General features: G+C 64.8%; 15 protein-coding genes. 9 read left to right on the forward strand and 6 right to left on the reverse strand.

All coding sequences use genetic code 11. The features are described from left to right. Nucleotides 1–290 precede the first annotated feature (290 nt). Nucleotides 291–956: a CatB-related O-acetyltransferase gene (locus AC3WR3_RS19570; RefSeq protein WP_404837765.1), complete on the forward strand. Its 666-nt coding sequence runs from the start codon at nucleotides 291–293 to the stop codon at nucleotides 954–956. Between the two features lie 35 nt (nucleotides 957–991). Here the strand turns inward: AC3WR3_RS19570 and AC3WR3_RS19575 are convergent, their stop codons facing one another. Further along, entirely contained in the window at nucleotides 992–1,699 is a 708-nt protein-coding gene (locus tag AC3WR3_RS19575; RefSeq protein ID WP_492293057.1) for a ParB-like protein, read from the reverse strand. Nucleotides 1,700–1,872: 173 nt separating this feature from the next. Here AC3WR3_RS19575 and AC3WR3_RS19580 point away from each other — a divergent pair, with 173 nt between their 5' ends. The 5 genes from AC3WR3_RS19580 to AC3WR3_RS19600 all read left to right on the forward strand — a co-directional run bounded on the left by AC3WR3_RS19580 (nucleotide 1,873) and on the right by AC3WR3_RS19600 (nucleotide 7,916). Further along, on the forward strand, nucleotides 1,873–3,477 hold the full coding sequence (locus AC3WR3_RS19580) for a peptide ABC transporter substrate-binding protein (RefSeq protein WP_492293059.1): 1,605 nt from the start codon (nucleotides 1,873–1,875) through the stop codon (nucleotides 3,475–3,477). Nucleotides 3,478–3,586: 109 nt separating this feature from the next. After that, on the forward strand, nucleotides 3,587–3,886 hold the full coding sequence (locus AC3WR3_RS19585) for a hypothetical protein (RefSeq protein ID WP_139439058.1): 300 nt from the start codon (nucleotides 3,587–3,589) through the stop codon (nucleotides 3,884–3,886). Nucleotides 3,887–4,053: 167 nt separating this feature from the next. Beyond that, nucleotides 4,054–5,613: a methyl-accepting chemotaxis protein gene (locus AC3WR3_RS19590; protein ID WP_492293061.1), complete on the forward strand. Its 1,560-nt coding sequence runs from the start codon at nucleotides 4,054–4,056 to the stop codon at nucleotides 5,611–5,613. A gap of 204 nt (nucleotides 5,614–5,817) precedes the next feature. Next, nucleotides 5,818–7,134 carry a sphingomyelin phosphodiesterase gene (locus AC3WR3_RS19595; RefSeq protein WP_492293063.1) on the forward strand — a complete coding sequence of 439 codons (1,317 nt, stop codon included), beginning with the start codon at nucleotides 5,818–5,820 and terminating at the stop codon, nucleotides 7,132–7,134. After that, a complete protein-coding gene (locus tag AC3WR3_RS19600; RefSeq protein WP_492293065.1) occupies nucleotides 7,131–7,916 on the forward strand; it encodes a F0F1 ATP synthase subunit delta in 786 nt (261 codons plus the stop codon). Before AC3WR3_RS19595 ends, AC3WR3_RS19600 begins: the two co-directional genes overlap by 4 nt. A 73-nt stretch (nucleotides 7,917–7,989) precedes the next feature. Here AC3WR3_RS19600 and AC3WR3_RS19605 read toward each other — a convergent pair whose 3' ends face one another. The 3 genes from AC3WR3_RS19605 to tpx all read right to left on the reverse strand — a co-directional run bounded on the left by AC3WR3_RS19605 (nucleotide 7,990) and on the right by tpx (nucleotide 11,490). Next, nucleotides 7,990–9,492, reverse strand: coding sequence for an alkaline phosphatase D family protein (locus AC3WR3_RS19605; RefSeq protein ID WP_492293067.1), 1,503 nt, complete (start codon nucleotides 9,490–9,492; stop codon nucleotides 7,990–7,992). An 88-nt stretch (nucleotides 9,493–9,580) separates the two neighbouring features. Continuing rightward, nucleotides 9,581–10,801, reverse strand: a complete 1,221-nt coding sequence (locus tag AC3WR3_RS19610) for a DEAD/DEAH box helicase (protein WP_492293069.1) — start codon at nucleotides 10,799–10,801, stop codon at nucleotides 9,581–9,583. Nucleotides 10,802–10,989: 188 nt separating this feature from the next. After that, nucleotides 10,990–11,490: a thiol peroxidase gene (tpx, locus tag AC3WR3_RS19615; protein WP_025325781.1), complete on the reverse strand. Its 501-nt coding sequence runs from the start codon at nucleotides 11,488–11,490 to the stop codon at nucleotides 10,990–10,992. A gap of 223 nt (nucleotides 11,491–11,713) precedes the next feature. On the opposite strand from tpx, the gene AC3WR3_RS19620 reads away from it, so the two are divergent. Beyond that, nucleotides 11,714–14,110: a zinc/cadmium/mercury/lead-transporting ATPase gene (locus tag AC3WR3_RS19620; RefSeq protein ID WP_492293072.1), complete on the forward strand. Its 2,397-nt coding sequence runs from the start codon at nucleotides 11,714–11,716 to the stop codon at nucleotides 14,108–14,110. 210 nt (nucleotides 14,111–14,320) lie between these two features. Here AC3WR3_RS19620 and pulA read toward each other — a convergent pair whose 3' ends face one another. Continuing rightward, nucleotides 14,321–18,361, reverse strand: a complete 4,041-nt coding sequence (gene pulA, locus AC3WR3_RS19625; RefSeq protein ID WP_492293074.1) for a pullulanase-type alpha-1,6-glucosidase — start codon at nucleotides 18,359–18,361, stop codon at nucleotides 14,321–14,323. Nucleotides 18,362–18,627: 266 nt separating this feature from the next. On the opposite strand from pulA, the gene AC3WR3_RS19630 reads away from it, so the two are divergent. Then, on the forward strand, nucleotides 18,628–19,041 hold the full coding sequence (locus tag AC3WR3_RS19630; protein WP_247627867.1) for a hypothetical protein: 414 nt from the start codon (nucleotides 18,628–18,630) through the stop codon (nucleotides 19,039–19,041). Nucleotides 19,042–19,063: 22 nt separating this feature from the next. Here the strand turns inward: AC3WR3_RS19630 and dmeF are convergent, their stop codons facing one another. Then, nucleotides 19,064–20,011 carry a CDF family Co(II)/Ni(II) efflux transporter DmeF gene (gene dmeF, locus AC3WR3_RS19635; RefSeq protein WP_492293076.1) on the reverse strand — a complete coding sequence of 316 codons (948 nt, stop codon included), beginning with the start codon at nucleotides 20,009–20,011 and terminating at the stop codon, nucleotides 19,064–19,066. Between the two features lie 71 nt (nucleotides 20,012–20,082). Here dmeF and AC3WR3_RS19640 point away from each other — a divergent pair, with 71 nt between their 5' ends. Further along, complete coding sequence (locus tag AC3WR3_RS19640; protein ID WP_265437033.1) at nucleotides 20,083–20,358, forward strand: metal/formaldehyde-sensitive transcriptional repressor; 276 nt, start codon at nucleotides 20,083–20,085, stop codon at nucleotides 20,356–20,358. The last annotated feature ends 23 nt before the right edge of the window (nucleotides 20,359–20,381 follow it).

Raw genomic sequence — 20,381 nt, forward strand, 5'->3', positions numbered from 1 at the left:
GTCCTCTCTCCTGCCGATACGAGTGGAGCCTGTATCATGGCTAATCGAGAATAAATATCAACCAGACCCTTTGTGCAGGTTTTGACCAGCAGAGCCCCTCTGCTTGGCATTGCCCTCCCCATCCCTTACCATCTGACCTCTTCTGTCGGGAACCCCTCCTCATGCAACGACCCCGTTCATCCCAGGCGCTGGGCTGCTCCACCCTGTGCGTGCCCCGCCTGCTGGTCTGGATCCATTAGCTGCGCCAATCCGCGCATCCAATACCTATCCATTCAACGAGGAACAGAGCCATGACCCTCTGCCAGCATTGGTCGCAGGTCGAGTACCTGCACCTGACGGTGACCAATCCCAACATCTGCCTCAAGGGGCGACACAGCTACTACTCGGGCGCCTGGGACGGCCCCTTCGAAGAGGAGGCCGTGCGCTACCTGCACGGCGACCGCTGGAGCCGCTCAGCCGACACCGGCTGGGACCCCCTCTGGCACATAGACAGGCTCCATCTCGGCGACTATGTGCAAATCGCCGCCGGGGTGAAGATCATCATGGGGGGCAACCACACCCACAATACCGACTTCATCAGCACCTATCCGTTTGCCGAAGTGGCGGCGCTCAAGCGCAGCTACAGACCCGCCGGTGATACCCGCATCGGCAATGACGTCTGGATCGGCATGGAGGCCATGATCATGCCGGGGGTCACCATAGGGGATGGCGCCATCATAGCCGCCCGGGCCCTGGTCAATCAGGATGTGCCGCCCTATGCCATGGTGGCGGGTACCCCGGCCAGGGTGGTGCGGATGCGCTTTGGCGACGACGAGATTGCCCGGCTGCAGGCGCTCGCCTGGTGGGATTGGCCGGATGACAAGGTGCAGGCCCTGCTGCCGCTGATCCAGCAAGGAGAGGTGGCCCTGCTGGAGCAGGCCGCCGCCCGCTGGCAAGGTGCCGGTCAGGGAGAATGACGAGGGGCGCCTGGGCGCCCCTTCCTGATCCCGCGTCAGCTGCCGCTGCGCGGCGGGTTGAGGCGGCACTGCTTGCCGGGATAGCCGGGCAAGGCACTGGCCTTGCTGTTGCAGGCCAGGCGCTTGGCCTCGGCGAGGCGATCCGCCAGATTGGCGGCATTGACCGGCTGCCAGGCCATCTGCTGGCCGAGCCAGCTGGCCCAGGCGAACTCGACGAAGTAGACCTGATCCTGCTTGCTGAAGTAGCCCGCATCCTGCAGCAGGCCCGCCAGGGTACGGTAGGGATAGTCCGGCAGCTCGCCGATATGGCCGGGCAGCTGTTCCGGGGTGAGCGGCTGACCCCGCTCATCCTTGAGCCAGGCCCAGTGGTTGTTCTGCATCTGGCTCCAGAAACTGGCCCTGTCCTGCAAGCGGGCGATCACCTTGACCCTCACCGCCTTCACCCCCTGTTGCCACAGCGCCTTGGTCAGGTGATGCTTGTCCACCAGCCAGTAGCCGCCATCGGGGGCGATGACCACGGGTATCTCTTTCTTTTTCATCAGCTTGTCGAGCTGCTTCTCGCTCTTGTCCGCCAGCTCAGCCACTGTGGTATCGACCTGCAACTGCCCCACCCCGCCCTGAGTCGGATGCAGTTGATCTATGCTCACCTCGCACCAGCGCCCCACCTGGCTGGTCTGCTCGCAAGGGGCCAGTGCCCAGGCCCCCTGGCTCAGCACACAGGCCAATAACATCCATACTCTCATCGCTTGCTCCTCTGCCCGCACTCGGGGCGGGCGTACATAGGGTTGCCGTCCCGGATATCATGGGACTCACTCTGGCGGTCTGACCAGCAAAGGGGATATCATGATTCCCCGTCTGCCGGCGATGAATTCTCGCCGAGTTTTCTCCCCGCTTCACACAATTTGAAGGATTCGCCATGAAAGGATGGAGCCCCCTGCTGGCCCTGCTGGGCTGTGTCTGTGCCCAGGCCGCCGATGTGCCGGCCGGCACCCAACTCGCCGCCGAACAGGCCGTCGTGCGTCATCTCAAGGACGAACCGACCAGCCTGAGCCCGCTCAAACTGGTCGGTCTGCCCGAGCTGCAAGTGCTCAGAGACCTCTATGAGGGGCTCTTGACCCAGGGGGCGGACGGCAAGGTGCTGCCCGGTGTGGCCGCAAGCTGGGATAACGAGGGGAACCAGAGATTCACCTTCCACCTGAGGCCGGATGCCCGCTGGTCCAACGGGGATCCGGTGCGCGCCAGCGATTTCGTCTATGGCTGGCGCAAGCTGGTGGATCCCAAGGAGGCCGCCACCTTCGCCTGGTTTGCCCAGCTGGCCCATTTCGACAAGGTGGACGAGATAGTCGAGGGCAAGCTGCCTCCCGAGGCGCTCGGGGTGCAAGCCCTGGATGAGCACACCCTGCAGGTGACCCTCTCCCAGCCGGTGCCCTACTTCCTGAGCCTGCTGACCCACCCCAGCCTCTCCCCCCTGCACAGGGCCAGCATGGAGCAATACGGCAACCAGTGGACCCAGCCGGGCAAGCTGGTGGGCAACGGCGCCTTCGTGCTGAGCCACAGGGTGGTGAACGAGAAGCTGGAGCTGACCCCTAACCCCTATTACTGGGATCGCGCCCATACGGTGCTGACCCGGGTCACCTTCGTCCCCATCAATCAGGAGAGTGCCGCCACCAACCGCTATCTGGCGGGGGATCTGCACATCACCGAGTCCTTCCCCAAGGAGCAGTACCACAAGCTGATGAAGCAGATCCCGGGGGAGGTCTATACACCGGAGCAGCTCGGCACCTATTACTACGCCTTCAACACCCAGCGGCCCCCCCTGAACGACGTGCGGGTGCGTCAGGCGCTCTCCTACACCATCGACCGGGCGCTCATCGCCGACAAGGTGCTGGGCACAGGGGAAAAACCCGCCTACCACTTCACCCCGGATGTGACCTCAGGGTTCGTCCCCAAGCCCAACCTGCTCTCCACCAGCAGCCAGCAGGCGCTGGACGAGAAGGCCAGGGCGCTGCTGAAAGAGGCGGGCTATGGCCCGGACAAGCCCCTCAAGCTCACCCTGCTCTACAACACGGCTGAAATTCACAAGAAGATGGCGCTGGCCATCGCCAACCTCTGGAAGCAGAAGCTGGGGGCCCGGGTCGAGCTCACCAATCAGGAGTGGAAGACCTACCTCGACAGCCGCCAGAGCGGCCAGTTCGAGGTGATCCGCTCCTCCTGGGTCGCCGATTACAACGATCCTTCCGCCTTCCTCGGTCTGTGGGGATCCCACCACAGCGGCAACATGGCCCGCTTCGCCAACCCCGGTTACGACGCCCTGCTGACCCGGGCGGCCAGCAGCCAGGATCCCGCCGCGCGGGCACGCCTGTTCGACGAGGCCGAGACCATATTGCAGGAGGAGGCGCCCATCGCCCCCATCTACCAGTACACCAACGCCCGTCTGATCAAGCCCTGGCTCAGGGGCTATCCCATCAACAACCCGGAAGACGTGGCCTACAGCCGCCAGCTCTACCTCGTCAAACACTGATCCCTCGGGGGCCAGCCCGGCTGGCCCCCTCTTCCCACTGTACCCATTCAAGTTCCCGGCATAAAATGCCGCCTCTCTTCGTCCATCAGCCCGTTAGATAGATCTCCCTATGCCTTGTCTGCTCCTGCTTGCCCTGTTGTTTGCTCTCCCCGCCAAGGCCGCCGATGAAAGCCAATGCCGCCAGGCCTTTCTCGAATGGATGCTGAGCCAGCAGAAACAGTTCAGCGATCGCAAGGCCAGCAAGATGGAGCGGCGCAATGCCGAGCGAGCCATCGATCAGGCCCGTGACGAGTTCGCCAAGCAGGAGAGCTTCTGCCAGGCCATGGCCTGGGTCTCCCGCGACCAGAGCCAGGATCCCCGCTTCAAGCCCCGGACGGGGGAGATCCACGACTTCACCCCCCGCAGTTGACCCCGCCCCGACGTCGCCCTTCATCTACTCCTTTTTTCAGTCGCCATAGTGTTGATTTATTGACCCAAGCCAAGATAACCACTTGGGTCGCCCCTACAATGAAGCCGTAACGACAACACACAATAAAAACAAATTTATCAGTTACTTGGCTCATTCAGGATGCGCACATGACCACTACCCGGCAAGAAGGGGAGATCCGTTTCCCCGATCACATATCATTGATTTCGACCACGGACCCCGCCAGCCACATCACCTATGCCAACCAGCACTTCTGCGACGTGGCCGGCTACAGCGCTACCGAGATGGAAGGGGTTCCCCATAACCTGGTACGCCATCCGGACATGCCCAGGGCCGCCTTCGCCGACATGTGGCAGCGGCTGCAGCAAGGCAAGAGCTGGATGGGGCTGGTGAAGAACCGTGCCAAGAGCGGCCAGTTCTACTGGGTCAATGCCTATGTCACCCCCATCCTCAACGAACGGCAGCAGATCATCGAATACCAGTCGGTGCGCACCCGCCCGCAGGATCACGACATCGCCTGGGCGGAGCGGCTCTATGCCCGGATCCGGGCGGGCAAGGCACTGCCCTGGCAGAGTCGCTTCACCCTGGAGCCGGGGCAACTCGGCCTGCTGCTCGCGGGCACCGCCCTGGTCGGCATGGGGGCCAGCCTGATGACGGGCCAGGCCGCCTGGGGTGGTCTCACCCTGCTCTGCCTGCTGGCCCAGATGGGGCATGGCTGGCATCTGCAACGGCGGCTGACCCGGCTGCTGGCCATGGCGGGGGAGGAGCTGGGCACCCCCCTCTGTCAGGTGCTCTATGCCAGACGTCAGGACAGCCTGGCGGCCATCGAGCTCTTGCTGCGCATGAAGAAGGCCGAGCTCAGGGCCGTGGTGGGGCGCAGCGCCGACACCAACCAGCAGATACTGCAGGCGGCGGAGGATGACAGGGGGCATATCCAGACCATAGACACCCACCTGCAGCAGCAGCGGGCCCAGAGCGAACAGCTGGCCGCCGCCATCACCCAGATGAGCCAGTCGATCCGCGATGTGGCCGACAACGCCCATCAGGCCAACGCCCTGGTGAGCGAGGTGCAGCAGGTTTCAGCCAGCGGCCAGCAGGCGCTGGCGACCACCCGCGCCTCGGTCAACCGACTCCACCAGGAGCTGGACGCCAGTCAGGGGGTGTTGGCGCACCTGACCCAGGACAGCCAGAAGATCAGCGGGATCCTGGAGGTGATCGGGCAGATTGCGGATCAGACCAACCTGCTCTCCCTCAATGCGGCCATAGAGGCGGCCCGGGCCGGCGAGCAGGGGCGTGGCTTTGCTGTGGTGGCCGACGAGATCCGGGCGCTGGCCCAGAAGACCCGCAGCTCCACCGGCGAGATCAGCGACATGATAGGGGCGCTGCAGCAGAGCACCCGGCAACTCTCAGACGGCATGACCCAAGGGGCCCAGACCTCGGCCCTCTGCCAGCAGCACATGGGCGCCACCGCCGAGGTGCTCGACCAGATCAACCAGATGCTGGCCCAGGTGACCCACACCAGCGACGAGATAGCCCAGGCCGTCAGCCAGCAGGCGGACGTGACCAGCACCCTGGATCAGGGCATTCACCAGATCCACCAGCTGGCCAGCCACACCGCCGACAACAGCAGGCAGGCCCTCGATGGCATCACCCTGCTGGTAGAGCGGCTGCAAAACCTCTCCCGCCTGATCAATCAGTTCCACGACTGAGCTTGCCCCCCGTGTAGCCAGGCGCGTCTGCGGACGCGCTGCTATGTCTCGGCCGCCAACCCTATCCGGATGTGCTCCCTCCCCCTGGTTCTTCCTCCCCATATGGGGCCTTTCATTTATTTGTAACAAAAATGTAAATGAAATAACCCCAACGCCCGCCATAACTGTCACTTTCCAGCGTGCCTCGACAAGAAGGACTTCATGATGCACAAGCCCCTCAGCTATGCCGCCCTGCTGCTGGCCAGCCAGTTTCCGTTGCAGGCGCTGGCCGATACCGATGTCTACCTCACCAACAACGGCCCCGAGCCCTTGCAACTGACGATCCACCAGAGCGGCTCCGGCGAGCTGCAGGCGGGCAGCCAGTGGACTCAGCACAGGACGGAGCTCGGCCCCTGGGAGAGCGCCATGGTGCTCAGCTTCAATCGCTACGAGGGGGTGAAGGCGGGCAAGAGCTATCTGTTCGAAACCCGGGTCACCACTTCAAGCGGCGACACCTATCGCCTCAACCAGAAGATGGAGGGCACCTGGTGGAACAGCACCCTGCAGCACGGCGGCGAAACGCCGGCAGACGGCTCCGGCTGGCAGAGCGATCGGGTGATCCATCGCGTTGCAGGGCCACAGGAGCTGGCCTTTGCCGCCAAGTTCACCGGCCGCTATGACGATCTGCACTATATGCTGACGCCCGCCCGGCAAGAGGAGCAGCCGGAGCCGGCGGAGGACAAGCTCAAGGTCGCCAGCTACAACGTCTGGGCCCTGCCGGTGATCGCCGCCAGTATCGGCGAGCGGCTGGCGCTGCTGCCCGAGCACCTCAAAGGCTATGACGCCCTGCTGTTGCAGGAGGTGTTCGATGGCCGTCGCGAGGGCTTCCTGCAGGCGCTGGCGAAAGAGTATCCCTACCAGACCAAGGTGCTCGACAAGCCGGGGGTCAACATCCACGACGGCGGCGTGGTGATCGTCAGCCGCTACCCCATAGTGCGCGAGGCCCAGCTGGTCTATCCCCAGTGCACCGGCACCGACTGCTTCGCCGACAAGGGGGTGATGTACGCCGAGGTGATCAAGGGGGGCAAGGCCTGGCACCTGTTCGCCACCCACACCGCCAGTTTCGACACAGACGAGGCGAGACGGCTGCGCCAGATCCAGTTCGGCCAGATCCGCACCCTGGCCGCCAGCCTCAAGATCCCGGCCAGCGACACCGTCATCTACGGCGGTGACTTCAACGTCAACAAGCGCAAGTTCGCCGACGACTACGCCAACATGCTGGCCAACCTGAACGCTCATGAGCCCAGCTATGGCGGCTACACCGAGGCCACCTTCGATCCCAGGCTCAACCCCTACGCCGGCGGGCCCCTCTCCGGCGGCGCCAACGTCGAGTACCTGGACTATCTGGTGGTGAGCCGGGAGTACGGCGCCGCCAGTCACAACCTCAACAGCGTCTGGATCCCGCGCTCCAGCGATGGCAGCCTCTGGCCCGCCAGCAACCTCTCCGATCACTTCCCGGTCAAGGGAGAGATCAGCCGATGAAGCGCCGCTACGGCTTTCTGGCCCTGGCGGTGCTGGCGCTGTTGCTGCTCAACCTCGGCGGGCGGGATGATCCGGACCAGCCAGTGCCAGCAAGCAGGCCAAGCTCTGTCACCGCTGCCCCATCGCCACAGACATCGGCGCCGCTGGCGCCCGCTGCCGGCCAGACTGCCGCCTCAGGGCCCATCACCACCGGGCCACTGCCCGCCAGCTGGCGGGCCATGCCGGACGAAATGAACCACCAGCTCGCCAGCGAGATAACGGACAGCGATCAGCCGCTGAGCGAGCGGCTCGCCAATCTGATCGCGCTGGAATCCCAGTGGATGAGTGAGGGGGAGAGCCTGACACGGTTGCAGGGGCGCTACGCCCAGGCACTCGAGCAGCTGGCGCAGGAGAACGAGCAGTTGCCGCTGGCCGAGCGGCTGGCGGCCCTGACCCGGCTGCAGGATGAGTGGGCGGCGGATCACCCGGATCTGACGGCGGATCTGTTCAACCCGGATGCCAGGTTGCAGCAGGCGCGCCAGCTGTGGGGGGATGAGGAGCTGGAGACATTGGCCCGCCACTTCCTGCCGACCGGGCAGGCCGAAGCGACCGTGCAGTTTGCCGCCACCCGCCAGCAGCAGCTGGATCAGCGCGGCCACTACCAGCAGCAGTTGGCCGAGCTGGAGCAGCAGTTGATGGCCAGCCGGGGCAACATGGACGAGGCAAGCTGGCAGCAGCACAGGGAAGCGGTACTCGGCCAGTTTCGGCGCGACTTCTTCGCCCAGACGCAGGACCAGCCCTGAGCAGGCAACGGCTTGGGGTATCTGATCTCGACAAGAAAAAGGGCCCGTCAGGGCCCTTCGCAATTCCCCGGCATCAGGCCAGTGGATAGCTGGCGGCCAGATCGTTCTCGCAATGCCAGTTGGCCCACAGCTTGTTGTCGCTGCCCATCTGCAGGGTGGCGAAGTTGCGGGTGCGCAGATAAACGGGGGCGCCGAACGGCTTGATCAGCTCGGCACGGATCAGTCGGCTCTCGTCGAGGTATTCGGGATCGTCGTTGGTCATGGCGAGGATCCCCGTCCACTGGAACTGGGTGGGGCAGGGATGCACTATGCCGGAGGAGACCAGCTGGTGCACATTCATCACCCCCTCCCCCCGCCGGTCCTGGATCACCCCGAGGCAACCCACGTGCACATCCCCGGACAGGATCAGGGTCTTGGGGATCGCCTGATTCTCGCCCTTGACGGCCTGGCGCCGCAGTCTGGCATTGTCCAGCAGCCGCATGATGAGGCGGGCCCGCTCCCCCTGGTGTGACTTGGCGCGCCAGTGATCCTTGAGATCGTCGGTCAGCTCCTCCTCCCAGGGGGTCGCATCGAACGCCGCCTCGGTGAAGGAGAAATCCCGATAGACCACGGGCACCCCGGTCATGACCAACAGGTGTCCCTCACCGCAATCGGCCAGCGCCCCGTTGATCTGATCCCACTGCTCCCGGCTCATCACCTGGTTCTGGCTGCGGGTCGCCCGGTTGTCCAACGCCAGGATCTGGTAACCCCGAAAACGCAGTCGCCAGGAGTGATGGGTCAGGTGCACAGGATCCAGCAGGGAGACATTGGCAGCGGAGCGCAGCTGGAACAGCCGGAAATACTTGGCGGCGGCGGCATAGATGGCCTGATAGACCTCGCAGCCCTGCAAGTCGGCGGGATAGCTGCCCCAGCCATCGAAGATGTCGTGATCGTCCCACATCATGACGCTCGGCACCCGGGCCAGCATGGTGGCCACCTCGGGGCGGCTCCACTGCCGGCAGTAGAGTTCGCAATAGAAGCGATCGAGCTGTTCCACCATGGTCCGGGTCGCCTTGCGCTTGACCTTGTCCACCCGATCCAGCTCGTTCCAGGCTTTCAGGGTCGGTACCGAGGTCCAGAGGGAGTCGGCATAGACCTGATCGCCTCCCATCAGCAGCAGGGAGAAAGGATGGGCCTTGTGTTCGGCAGCTAGCTTGTCCCACATGGCGTAGGGGGCCGGGGTGGAGGTGAGCAGTTTGAAATCGGAGAAACCGTTGCAGGAGGCGTAGCCTATCAGCACATTCTCTTTCTTCCCCGGCAGATAAAACTGCCATTTATCGTACCCACCGAGATCTTGTGCAGGCTTGTCGTCCAGTAGGATCTCATAGTCGATGGGGGTACCGGCCTTCTTGGGGCTCGCCTGCCAGACGAGCCGCCAGAAAGCGCCTTTCGGGGTATCCGCCTGCTTGCTGGCAGCCAGCACCTCGCCGTTGATCCTCACGGCCGCGCTCTTGCAACCGGCCTCCGTCATGAAGCAGAGGCTGTATTGGGTCTCTGATTCGAGCCCGAGCAAGGGCCCCATTACCAGACTGGTCATTCGTCATCCCTCCATGGTGAAACCCATGGAGCATAGCGAAACGGTATCTATTTGATACTGACCAGTTGGGCGAGCAGAAGGCTTGGACTTAGCCCCTGCCCTTGAACTGCTTGACGCTGCGCTTGGCCTGGGTACGGCGATTCGCCTGCTTGTCCCGGGGGGCCCGCTTGCCCTCCCCGCTCGCAGGCTGGTCGGTGACCGGGAAGCCCTCAAGCTCCTCCAGCGGCAGCGCGCGACCGGTCAGGGTACGGATGGCCGCAAGCGTCTCGGCCTCCCCGTGGCAGACCAGGGAGAGGGCGAGGCCTTTCTGCCCGGCGCGGGCGGTGCGACCGATGCGGTGCACATAGACGGGGGCATTGGCAGGCAGGTCCAGGTTGATCACCACCGGCAGCGCCTCCACGTGGATGCCCCGCGCCATCAGATCCGTGGCCACCAGCACCCGCACCTTACCCCCCTTGAAATCGCTGAGCGCCTGCTCCCGCGCCTCTTGATCCTTCTCGCCGTGCAGGGCCGCCACCGCGATCCCCGCCTTGGCGAGTTTTCTGGCCACGGCGTCGGCATCGTCCCTGGCGCTGATAAACACCAGCACCTGGGACCACGCCTGCCCCTTGAGCAGGCTGATGAGCGCAGGCACCTTGCTGCTCTTGTTGACCAGATGGAGCCGCTCCTCGATGTCGTCGGCCACGCTGTTGCGAGGATCCGCCTCCACCTGCACCGGCTCATTCAGCAAGCCGGTGGCCAGGGCCTCGAGCTCGGGGGGCAGGGTGGCGGAAAACAGCAGGGTCTGCCGCTCGGTCGGCATGGCATTCATCAGCCACTGGATATCGGGCCAGAAGCCCATCTCCAGCAGGCGATCCGCCTCATCCAGCACCAGGGTGCGCAGCTTGCCGAGGCCCAGCAGCCGCTGGGCCAGCAAGTCCCGCAGTCGCCCCGGGGTCGCCACCAGCAGTTGGGGCCCCAGGGCCAGCTCGGCCTGTTGCTGCTCCTGCGCCACCCCGCCGCACAGGGTCAGGAGACGCAGTCCCAGCGCCTCGGCCACCCCTTGCAGCGCCGCGCTCACCTGGGTCGCCAGCTCCCGGGTCGGCACCAGCACCAACCCCTGCACCCGGTCGGATGCCGCGTCCAGCCCCTGCAGCAGTGGCAGGCCGAATGCCAGTGTCTTGCCGCTGCCGGTCCGGGCCAGGGCCAGCAGATCCTGGCCCGCCAATGCCGCCGGAATGGCGAGTTGCTGGATGCGGGTCGGGGTGTGCAGCTCGGCAGGCAAGGCAGCCAGCAGAGCGGGATCGAGGTGGAGTTCGTTAAAAGTCATGGGGCTACGCGGCAGGAAGAAGTGGGAGGCGAAGTCTAGCCAGCCTGACCCCATAAGTAAAAGGCCGGTGAGAAGAAGCAGGGGAATATGGGTCAACGAGTCTGATCACCTCAACCTTGAGGGTCACTGCGCCCGCAATAAAAACGGCCTGCATCGGCAGGCCGTCGGCAATCAGCGCAAGACGAAACTTACAGGGCAGCCAGGGCGGCGGCGTAGTTCGGCTCGTCGGCGACTTCGGCCACCAGCTCGCTGTGCAGCACCTTGTCGTGCTCATCCAGCACCACGATGGCACGGGCAGCCAGGCCTACCAGGGGACCGGAGGAGAAGGCCACGCCGTAGTCCTGCAGGAAGGAGACGCCACGCAGGGTGGAGAGGTTCACCACCTTGTCCAGACCCTCGGCGCCGCAGAAACGGGCCTGGGCGAACGGCAGATCGGCGGAGATGCACAGCACCACAGTGTTGTTCAAAGCGCTGGCCTGCTCGTTGAACTTGCGCACCGAGGTGGCGCAGGTCGGAGTGTCGACGCTCGGGAAGATGTTCAGGATCTTGCGCTTGCCGGCGAAGGTCGCCAGGGTCGCATCGGACAGATCGCCAGCAACCAGGGAGAAGGGCTTGGCCTGCTCGCCGGCAACGGGGAAGTGGCCGGAGACGGAGACGGGGTTGCCTTGCAGGGTGACGGTATTGCTCATGTTAGGTCCTTGATTATCGATGGGGGATCCAGGGTTCCCAGTATAGGCCCAGCGGCAGGGGACAAACACCCGCTAACATGAGGGATTTGTTGCCACCCTGTCTCGTCCGCCCCGCCGAGGCGGGAAAGAGAAGGGCTTGACCTTGGACTTAACACCAAGGTTTACACTGGGCTCAGACATAGGCGATCCCGCAGGGGCGGGATCCACTCAAGAGGGACTCATCATGAGCAAATCCTGCTGCAGCCATTCCCATGCCGCCCCCATCAAGGCCATCGGCAAGGCCGCCCCCCATCAACACGAGCACGGGCACGACAGCCACTGCTGCGACAAGGTCGCCTCTGCCAGTTGTTGCGCCAGCCCGGCGCCCCAGGATCACCAGGCGCACGGGGTAGACGAGGGGCCCGGGGATGAAGACCCCCCCAGGGGCCGTGACGCCGGAGCCAAGCCCTCTCATTCGCACGACCATGATCATCGCGGCCATGGAGCGGCGGCCGAGGGGCCTCTGCCCGCCCCGACCCGCGACAGTCGCCGCCACAGCTGGCAGGTGCTGGGGATGGACTGCCCCAGCTGCGCCCGCAAGATAGAGACGGCCGTCAACCGTGTCGAGGGTGTCACCCAGGCTCGCGTGCTGTTCGCCACCGAGAAGCTGGTGGTGGATCTCGCCCCCGGCCTCTCCCCCGACCCCGTCACCGCTGCCGTGCTGGCCGCAGGCTTCCGGCTCAAGGGCAACACTCAGGCGACAGAGCGCGATGACAAACGGCTCAGCCCCCTGATGACGCGCCTTGGCAAGTATTGGCAGCCCCTCTCCTTGGGCGCCCTGATGGGGGTGGCCGCCCTGCTGCCGGCCCAGCTCGGCCAGCCGCTCTTTACCCTGGCGACACTCTGGGGGCTCTGGCCCGTCGCCCGCAAGGCCTGGGCATTGACCAGAAGCGGCTCCCCCTTTGCCATCGAGACCCTGATGACGGTGGCGGCGCTCGGCGCCCTCTTCCTCGGGGAGACCGCCGAGGCGGCCATGGTGCTGCTGCTCTTCATGCTGGGGGAACACCTGGAGGCCTACGCCGCCGGCCGTGCCCGTGCCGGGGTCACCGCCCTGATGGCCCTGGTGCCCGACCAGGCGCTGCGCATTCGTACCACAGCAGAAGGTGACGTACGGGAAGAGGTGGCCGCCGAGATGCTGCGCCCGGGCGACATCATCGAAATCGCCCCCGGTGCCCGTCTGCCCGCGGATGCCCGCCTGCTCGACCCCCTCGGCGCCTTTGACGAGAGCGCCCTGACCGGCGAGTCCATCCCGGTGGAGCGCCGTCAGGGGGACAAGGTGCCGGCCGGCAGTCTGGCGGCGGATCGGGTGCTGCGCCTCGAGGTGGTCTCCGAGCCCGGCAACAACGCCATCGACCGCATCCTGCACCTCATCGAGGAGGCCGAGAGCCAGCGCGCCCCCATAGAGCGCTTCATCGACCGCTTCAGCCGCTGGTACACCCCGGCCATGATGCTGGTCGCCCTGCTGGTGATGCTGGTACCGCCGCTGGCCTTCGGCCAGGGCTGGGATGAATGGATCTACCGCGCCCTGGCGCTGCTGCTCATCGGCTGCCCCTGCGCCCTGGTGATCTCCACCCCGGCGGCGGTCACCTCGGCCCTGGCCGCCGCCACCCGGCAGGGGGCACTGATCAAGGGCGGTGCGGCCCTGGAGCGACTGGCCCATATAGACACAGTCGCGTTTGACAAGACCGGCACCCTGACCCTGGGCAAGCCGCAGCTGACCGAGCTGGTCAGCCTCAATGGCCGACCGGAAGCCGAACTGCTGGCCCTGGCCGCCGCCATAGAGCAGGGTTCCCATCACCCTCTGGCCCGCGCCGTGGTGGCTGCCGCGACCGAGCAGGGGCTGGCCCTGGCCAGCGCCCGGGATCTGCGCGCCCTCCCCGGCATGGGGGTGGAGGGGCGCATCGACGGCGCCCTCTGGCAACTGTTGGCCCCGAGTCGGGTCCCCTCTCTGGACGAGGCGCTCGAGGCACAGATCGCCGCCCTGGAGCAGCAGGGCAAGACGGTGATCCTGCTCTGCCGGATGGGAGAGACGCCCAGTGCCCTGCTGGCGCTGCGGGATCAGATCCGGCCGGACGCGGCTGCGGCACTGCAAGAGCTCAACCAGCTCGGCCTGCAGAGCATCATGTTGACCGGGGACAACCCCCGTGCCGCCGAGGCGATCGCCACCGAGCTCGGCATGGGCTGGCGCGCCGGCCTGCTGCCGGAAGGCAAGGTGGAGGAGATAAGCCTGCTCGCCAGCAGCCGCAAGGTGGCCATGATAGGGGATGGCATCAACGACGCCCCCGCCATGAAGCGGGCCAGCATCGGCATCGCCATGGGGGGTGGCACCGACGTGGCGCTGGAGACAGCCGACGCGGCCCTGACCCACAACCAGCTCGGCGGGGTTGCCGCCATGATCCGGCTCTCCCGCGCGGCGCTCGCCAACATCCACCAGAATATCGCCCTGGCATTGGGACTGAAGGCCATCTTCCTGGTCACCAGCCTGCTCGGCATCACGGGTCTGTGGATAGCCGTGCTGGCCGACACCGGCGCCACCGCCCTGGTCACCGCCAACGCCCTGCGCCTGCTGCGCAAGCGCTGAGGCACTTGGCCCGGACAGGCGCAAACAAAAAGCCGCAACCCTGGGTTGCGGCTTTTCTTTATGCGGGCGCCGAGGCGTTGCCCAAAAAATCAAAGCGCGGCTGATGATGGCAGTCCGCGCCTTGTTCTTACTCTCTCGGCTTATCCCACCCTTGGCGAGGTGGAATTCAACCCTGGGCTGCCGAGTCAGCCCCGGGCTCGATAGGAAGGCTTACTTGGCGCTGCACTCCTGGATCACGGCAGTGCCCGGCTTGGCTGCAGCCGGATCCACCTTCACCAGCACGCTCCACAGACCCTGCGGCAGAGTGATCTTGTTGTTGGCGCTGGCCGGCTGGGAGAAGGCAAACGGATAGCCTGTCTCGGCCTGGACTTCACCACCGCCATTGATCAGGTACTCCTTGCTCCAGTCCTCGTTGGCCACCTTGAACTCTGTGGTGCCGGTGTAGTTGAACGCGACCTGATAGATGGCGAGATCCCCCTCCATCCCCTTGTAGCTCAGCTGGTACTGAGGCTGGGGATTCCAGCCGGACAGCTCACCCTTGACGAACAGGTTGTAGCCCAGCGGGTTGCCCGCCACCGTATCCAGCACCTTGCAGCCCTGCACCGGCTCGGTGTAGCTGACGCTCAGGGTGGGCTTCTCCTTGTTCATGGCAGTGAAGACGAACTTGTAGGTACCGGCCTTGGCCAGATCGATCCCGATATTGCCGGTATCTCCCCCCTTGCAAAGGGTCAGCGGCGTGCCCACCACCAGCTTGTCACCGGCGTTGCAGCTGCCGTAGTTGACCGGCCCCCAGCTGGCGTCGGCGATCTTCACTTCCGTCGAGCCCAGCTTGTCGGTTGCCACTTCGGTGGTGAACTCGTACATGAAGTTGCTGGTGAAGCTCATCGGGTTCGCTTCGCCCCACTCCCCGAGGAAGCCTTTTAGATAGACCGCGGTGTCACCGAAGGGAGGCAATGTGCTCAGATCCGTCTTCTTGCCTACCGGCAGGCCCGCGCCCTGGGCGCCACTCTGCGGCTTGACGAAGACGGCGGCAGACCAGGCTCCCAGCGTCAGCTGGCCGTTGTCGTAGGCGGCGCCACTGGCGATGCTGTCGACCCCGCGATGTTTCCCGCTCAGCACCATGCCGGAGAGATCGATGGGCTGATCGTCTCCGTCACGGAAGTCGCCGATGCTCTGGGGGGCATTGGTGGCGTTGATCATCACCACCAGGCCGTCGATGGCGGGATCCAGATCCGCACCGGCCTTGCTGCCATCATCCACGCTCATCACGATGAGGCCCGGGATCTGCTCAGGCCCGGTGTTGCGGAAGTCGACCCGCTTGATCACCTCAGACCCGCTGCCAAGACGCAGCAGACGGGAGGATTGACGCAGCTCGGAGAGCTCCTGGTAGAAGCTCACCATCTGCGCCATCTCGACCGAGCCCGGCTTGGCGTGCTGGTCGAGCACCTGCTCGATCAGCGCGTAGTTGGCCTCGTCCTTGTCCTTGCGCGGCAAGCCCTTGTCGAAGTTGTTGTCCCCCAGGCTGTAATCGACCCTGTTGTACCAGTCACCGGAGTCGTAGCTGTCCCGCTCCATGGACTTGGAGCGCAACAGTTCGACCCCGGCGTGGGTGAAGGGGATCCCCTGCCCCAGCATGGCGGTGGCCAGCGACACCCCCTGCATCCGCACCAGATCGGCTCCTGCTGGCGCCTTGTAGACCAGGTTGTCGAACAGGGTCTGGTTGTCGTGCTTGTCGACGTAGTTCTGCACTTCGGTCGGATCCTGGGCATAGCCCGCTGGTTGACCGTTGTAGTCGATGTCGGCCCCCTTCTTCGGCACGCCGTCCTTGTCGGTCAGCACGAACTCCTTGAGGTTGCCCGCCATGCCGAGGCGCACCAGGTCGGACTGATGCAGGGCGGTGGCGAGATCGACGCCGTCCACCTCGTTGACATCCACGAAGGCGCCGTTGCCGAAGCCCTGAGTCTTGCGGATGGCGTCGCCGCCGTCGAACGGGCTGCCGCCGCGCACCGCATCCCGCAGCCGGTCGGAGAAGGAGCCGATGCCGGTGCCGGCCAGGTGCTTCTGGGTCGCCTGCACGAAGCGCTTGTCATCCTGCACTTCGCCGAAGTTCCACCCCTCGCCGTAGAAGTACATGTCCGGATTGACCTTCTTCACCTCGGCCAGGGCCTGCACCATCTGATCTTTCGGGTGGTGACCCATGAGATCGAAGCGGAAGGCATCGATCTTGTAGTCCCGCGCCCAGGTGACCAGGGAGTCATCCATCAGCTTGGCGAACATGGCGTGTTCAGGCGCCGTGTTGGAGCAGCAGGTGGAGTTCTCAACCGAGCCGGTCTCCGGATTGAGGCGCTGGTAGTACCAGGGCACTATCTTGTCGAGCACGGATTTGGGGCCGAGACCCGCCTCGTTGGTGTGGTTGTAGACCACGTCCATCACCACGTTCATGCCGATGTTCTGCTTGATGGCCTTGACCATCTCGCGGAACTCCTTGATCCGGACCGTCCCCTCCGCATTGGTGGCGTAGGAGCCTTCCGGCGCTGTGTAGTGGTAGGGGTCATAGCCCCAGTTGAAGGAGTCGACGCCGCGCAGATAGCCGTACAGCTCCTGCACAACCGGGTTCTCCTTGCTGTCGCTGGCCTGCAGATCTTCCAGCACGGACGCTATGGTCTGGCCGCCGCCGCAGTGGCTGGCAAACCTGGAGTTCTTGACCTCGGCATTGACCTCGCACAGCTTGCTGAAGTCATCGCTTATGTTGGCCACCCTGGCCGGATCCTCGTTGACGGTGGCGATGTCGAACACCGGCAGCAGGTGCAGGTGGCTGACGCCGCTCTTGGCCAGGGATTTCAGGTGGGTGACGGGGACGCTGTCCGTGTCGGTCAGCCCCAGGAACTTGCCGCGGTGCTCGGCCGGGGTGGAGTCGTCGTTGCCGGTCAGATCCCGGACATGGGCCTCATAGATGGTGATGTCGGCGGGATTGGCCTGGCTGTGGGGGGCCTTGAGGCTGTCCCAGCCCTCGGGTTTGAGGGCAGGATCATCGAGATCCACCACCTGACTGAACTCGGAGTTCATGGCCAGGCTCAGGGAGTAGGGATCGGTCACCTGGTAGGATTCCAGCTTGCGACTGACCGGGTGATAGACCTCGACGGCATAGCGATAGTACTTGCCCACCAGGTCGCTGCCCCCCTGCAGGCTCCAGCTGCCGCTGGCCTCGTCCTGTGTCATGGCGCGCTCGCCGAGGGAGTTGTGCTGCTCGTCAAACAGTGCCAGCTTGACCGACCTGGCGGTCGGTGCCCACAGCCGGAAGGTGACGTTGCCCCCCTCGACGATGGCGCCGTAGGCGAGCTTGGTGGCGGCCTCGGCGTAGAGGGCATCGAGGGCACCGGCGCTCTGCACCAGGGTGGCCCCCTGCAGGATGCCGTCCGCATCGGTGCCGATGGCCACCAGCTCACCCTTGAGCAGGGGCTTGAGATCTTTCCCGGCGGGCAGGGCGAAGGCGGCGGCATCCTTGAGGTGCGGGTACTTGGCCTGCTGCTCGGCACTGAGGCTGGCCGGGGTCAGCTTGAGGTAGGGGAAATCGAATACCCCTTCGCTGTTGGCGGTGATGGTGCCGGACTCTGTGTAGTAGAGGCGCACATAGGGCTTGTCCTTGCCCCCTTGCCAGATCAGGGTGTTGCCGTCGATCAGGTGGGCACTGGCCCCCGCCACGCCGAAGGCGGCGGTGAAGGCCTCGGCCCGGCTGCCGAAGATCTCGTTCTTGCCCGCGACTATGGCCACGGTGCGATCCGGGTGATCGCTGAAGACCACCTTCATGTCGCTGCCGGTCAGGTTCGCCAGATCGCCGTTGCGGGCGATGAAGTTGATGCAGCCCTCCATCTTGGCGAGCGGCACCACCCAGGCCGGGCCGAAGCTGTCCGCCGCCGCCGGGGTCTTGCTGGCGTCATCCCAACCTGTGTTGAGTCCGCCCGCCGACGTTGCGCCGCAGGCCTCGTTGTTCCACAGGTGCAGACTGTGGCTGGCGAAGGGACCTGTGATCCCGCGCGCCGCACTGCTCTGGGTATCCACCAGGGCGACCACGGCCTGGTCGGGACCGGCCACCAGCAGCTCGGCCGGGGGCTGGACATTGGGAAGGCGCGCGACGGGCTCATCCTGGGGGGTGGGAGGGGTGGAGGGTGAAGAACTGTTGTCGTTACAGCCTGACAAAAGCGCGAGCAGTGAGGCTGTTACCAGCGCCACCTTGGTCTTTTTCATATCCATTTTTTTATAATTCCCGCTGTAGTTGGTCTCGATACTCGAGGTACCCGGTCGTAGCCGAGCGATGCCATATTAATCAGCGGAGATTGTTGTAAATGTGAGCGACCGGGCAAAAAAAACCAACCCGATTCAACAAGATAACGTTTTCATAACGAAAATTGGATCGCGCTCACAGACTCGCCCCCGCTTTGGGCCCATACCAGCAAAGAGAGGGGTTCATGCCGGAAAAATCAATTTCCGATCAAATGGATAGCAAGGAGCCATGGCCTATGAAACGGATCGAGGAGCAGGCAAAGCGGCTGGATCAGGAGTATCAGGGAATTGCCCAGCTGTTCCACCAGTTCTGCCAGCAGGCCGGGGGACTCGCCGAGCAGTATCACTTCTTCAGCTGGCCCGATTACGAAGAGACGCCGCCCCTCTGCCGGGCCTTCACCCTGCTGGGCGAGCCTCGCGAGCTGCGGCTGCGCTGTCAGCCCGGTGAGCGGGGAACCCTGGTCGGCATCATCCAGATCCTGGATGACGAGGGACAGACCCACGCCAGCCTGGGCTTTCGCGCCGACGGCCACCTGCTGCTGGAGCCGGGTCGACTGCTGGATGACCCCCCGGGGTTGCTGCTCAAGCTGATGCTGGGCTCCCTCTGGCAGGATCAGGCCAAGGGGGAACACGAGCGCCCGCCACACTGAGGCCGGGCCCCGGGGCCCGGCCTCATCCCTGCGCTATCTCTATGGTCAGATGCACCAGCTCCTCGTGGATGGCGAGCCGCTCGCGGATCGCCTGTGCCGGGATGGGAACCGCCATCCGCAGGGAGAGCACGGCCGCATACTGCACCTGCCCCACCCGCCAGACGTGCAGATCGTGGATCTCGACGTCAGGCAGCTCGGCTATCACCTCGCGGATCTCCGCCACCAGGGGAGCGTCCATCTCCGCATCCAGCAGTACCCGTCCCGTGTCCCGCAGCAACCCCCGGGCCCAGACCGCCACCAGCACGGCCCCCACTATGCCCATCAGGGGATCCAGCCAGTCGGCGCCCCACAGCATGCCCCCCACCAGCGCCAGGATGGCCAGCACAGAGGTCGCCGCGTCCGCCAGCACATGGAGGTAGGCGGCACGCAGGTTGAGATCCTGATGGCCGTGGTGGTGATCATGCGAGTGCTCGTGGTCGTGATGACCGTGATGATGGTCGTGACCATGGTGATGGCCGTGATCGTCCTTGAGCAGCCAGGCGCAGGCCAGGTTCACCAGCAGGCCGACAGTGGCGATGCCGATCGCCTGCTGATAATGGATCGGGCTGGGATCCAGCAGCCGGGCCACCGACTCGAACAGCATCAGGCCCGCCACCCCCACCAGCAGCAGGGCGCTGCTGAAGCCTCCCAGCACCTCTATCTTCCAGGTGCCGAAGCTGAATCTGTGATCCCGGGCGAAGTGGCGGGCGGCGCGATAGGCCACGACGGAGAGACCGAGGGCCAGGGCATGGGAGCTCATGTGCCAACCATCCGCCAGCAGCGCCATGGAGTTGTAGAACCAGCCGCCACCTATCTCCGCCACCATCATGACGAGGGTGAGCAGCACGGCCCAGCGGGTCTTCTGTTCCGCCAGCGGATTCCCTTCATGAACGACGGGTTGCTGGCAGTGGGATGAGGCGAGGGATGACATGGATTTCTCCTGAGAGCGACAATGCAATATACTATACCCCAGTATAGTTTTATCGCGCGAGAGGATCCTGCATGTCACACACGGTTCACGACAAGAAGAAGCTGCTGGCCAGGGTCAGACGCATCAAGGGACAAGCCGGTGCCCTGGAGAGTGCCCTGGAGCAGGAGACCGACTGCGCCGCCATCTTGCAGCAGATTGCCGCCATCCGCGGCGCCGTCAACGGCCTGATGCTGGAGGTGCTGGAAGGCCATATGCGCGAGCACCTGGGGGCACCGGAGGCGACCCCGGCCGAGCGGCTGGAGGATCTGGACCAGGTGGTGAGGGTGCTGCGCTCCTACCTGAAATAAGGGCGCCCGGGCAAGCCGGGCGC

This window comes from Aeromonas sp. EU05-FHT14A05 (assembly GCF_058791175.1).

What these genes read in the sequence shown, in the direction of transcription:
- AC3WR3_RS19570 (WP_404837765.1), top strand. Translation starts at nt 291, where the DNA reads ATGACCCTCTGCCAGCATTGGTCGCAGGTCGAGTACCTGCACCTGACG.
- AC3WR3_RS19610 (WP_492293069.1), bottom strand. Translation starts at nt 10,801, where the DNA reads ATGACTTTTAACGAACTCCACCTCGATCCCGCTCTGCTGGCTGCCTTG.
- tpx (WP_025325781.1), bottom strand. Translation starts at nt 11,490, where the DNA reads ATGAGCAATACCGTCACCCTGCAAGGCAACCCCGTCTCCGTCTCCGGC.
- AC3WR3_RS19620 (WP_492293072.1), top strand. Translation starts at nt 11,714, where the DNA reads ATGAGCAAATCCTGCTGCAGCCATTCCCATGCCGCCCCCATCAAGGCC.
- AC3WR3_RS19590 (WP_492293061.1), top strand. Translation starts at nt 4,054, where the DNA reads ATGACCACTACCCGGCAAGAAGGGGAGATCCGTTTCCCCGATCACATA.
- dmeF (WP_492293076.1), bottom strand. Translation starts at nt 20,011, where the DNA reads ATGTCATCCCTCGCCTCATCCCACTGCCAGCAACCCGTCGTTCATGAA.
- AC3WR3_RS19605 (WP_492293067.1), bottom strand. Translation starts at nt 9,492, where the DNA reads ATGACCAGTCTGGTAATGGGGCCCTTGCTCGGGCTCGAATCAGAGACC.
- AC3WR3_RS19575 (WP_492293057.1), bottom strand. Translation starts at nt 1,699, where the DNA reads ATGAGAGTATGGATGTTATTGGCCTGTGTGCTGAGCCAGGGGGCCTGG.
- pulA (WP_492293074.1), bottom strand. Translation starts at nt 18,361, where the DNA reads ATGGATATGAAAAAGACCAAGGTGGCGCTGGTAACAGCCTCACTGCTC.
- AC3WR3_RS19600 (WP_492293065.1), top strand. Translation starts at nt 7,131, where the DNA reads ATGAAGCGCCGCTACGGCTTTCTGGCCCTGGCGGTGCTGGCGCTGTTG.
- AC3WR3_RS19595 (WP_492293063.1), top strand. Translation starts at nt 5,818, where the DNA reads ATGCACAAGCCCCTCAGCTATGCCGCCCTGCTGCTGGCCAGCCAGTTT.
- AC3WR3_RS19630 (WP_247627867.1), top strand. Translation starts at nt 18,628, where the DNA reads ATGAAACGGATCGAGGAGCAGGCAAAGCGGCTGGATCAGGAGTATCAG.
- AC3WR3_RS19580 (WP_492293059.1), top strand. Translation starts at nt 1,873, where the DNA reads ATGAAAGGATGGAGCCCCCTGCTGGCCCTGCTGGGCTGTGTCTGTGCC.
- AC3WR3_RS19640 (WP_265437033.1), top strand. Translation starts at nt 20,083, where the DNA reads ATGTCACACACGGTTCACGACAAGAAGAAGCTGCTGGCCAGGGTCAGA.
- AC3WR3_RS19585 (WP_139439058.1), top strand. Translation starts at nt 3,587, where the DNA reads ATGCCTTGTCTGCTCCTGCTTGCCCTGTTGTTTGCTCTCCCCGCCAAG.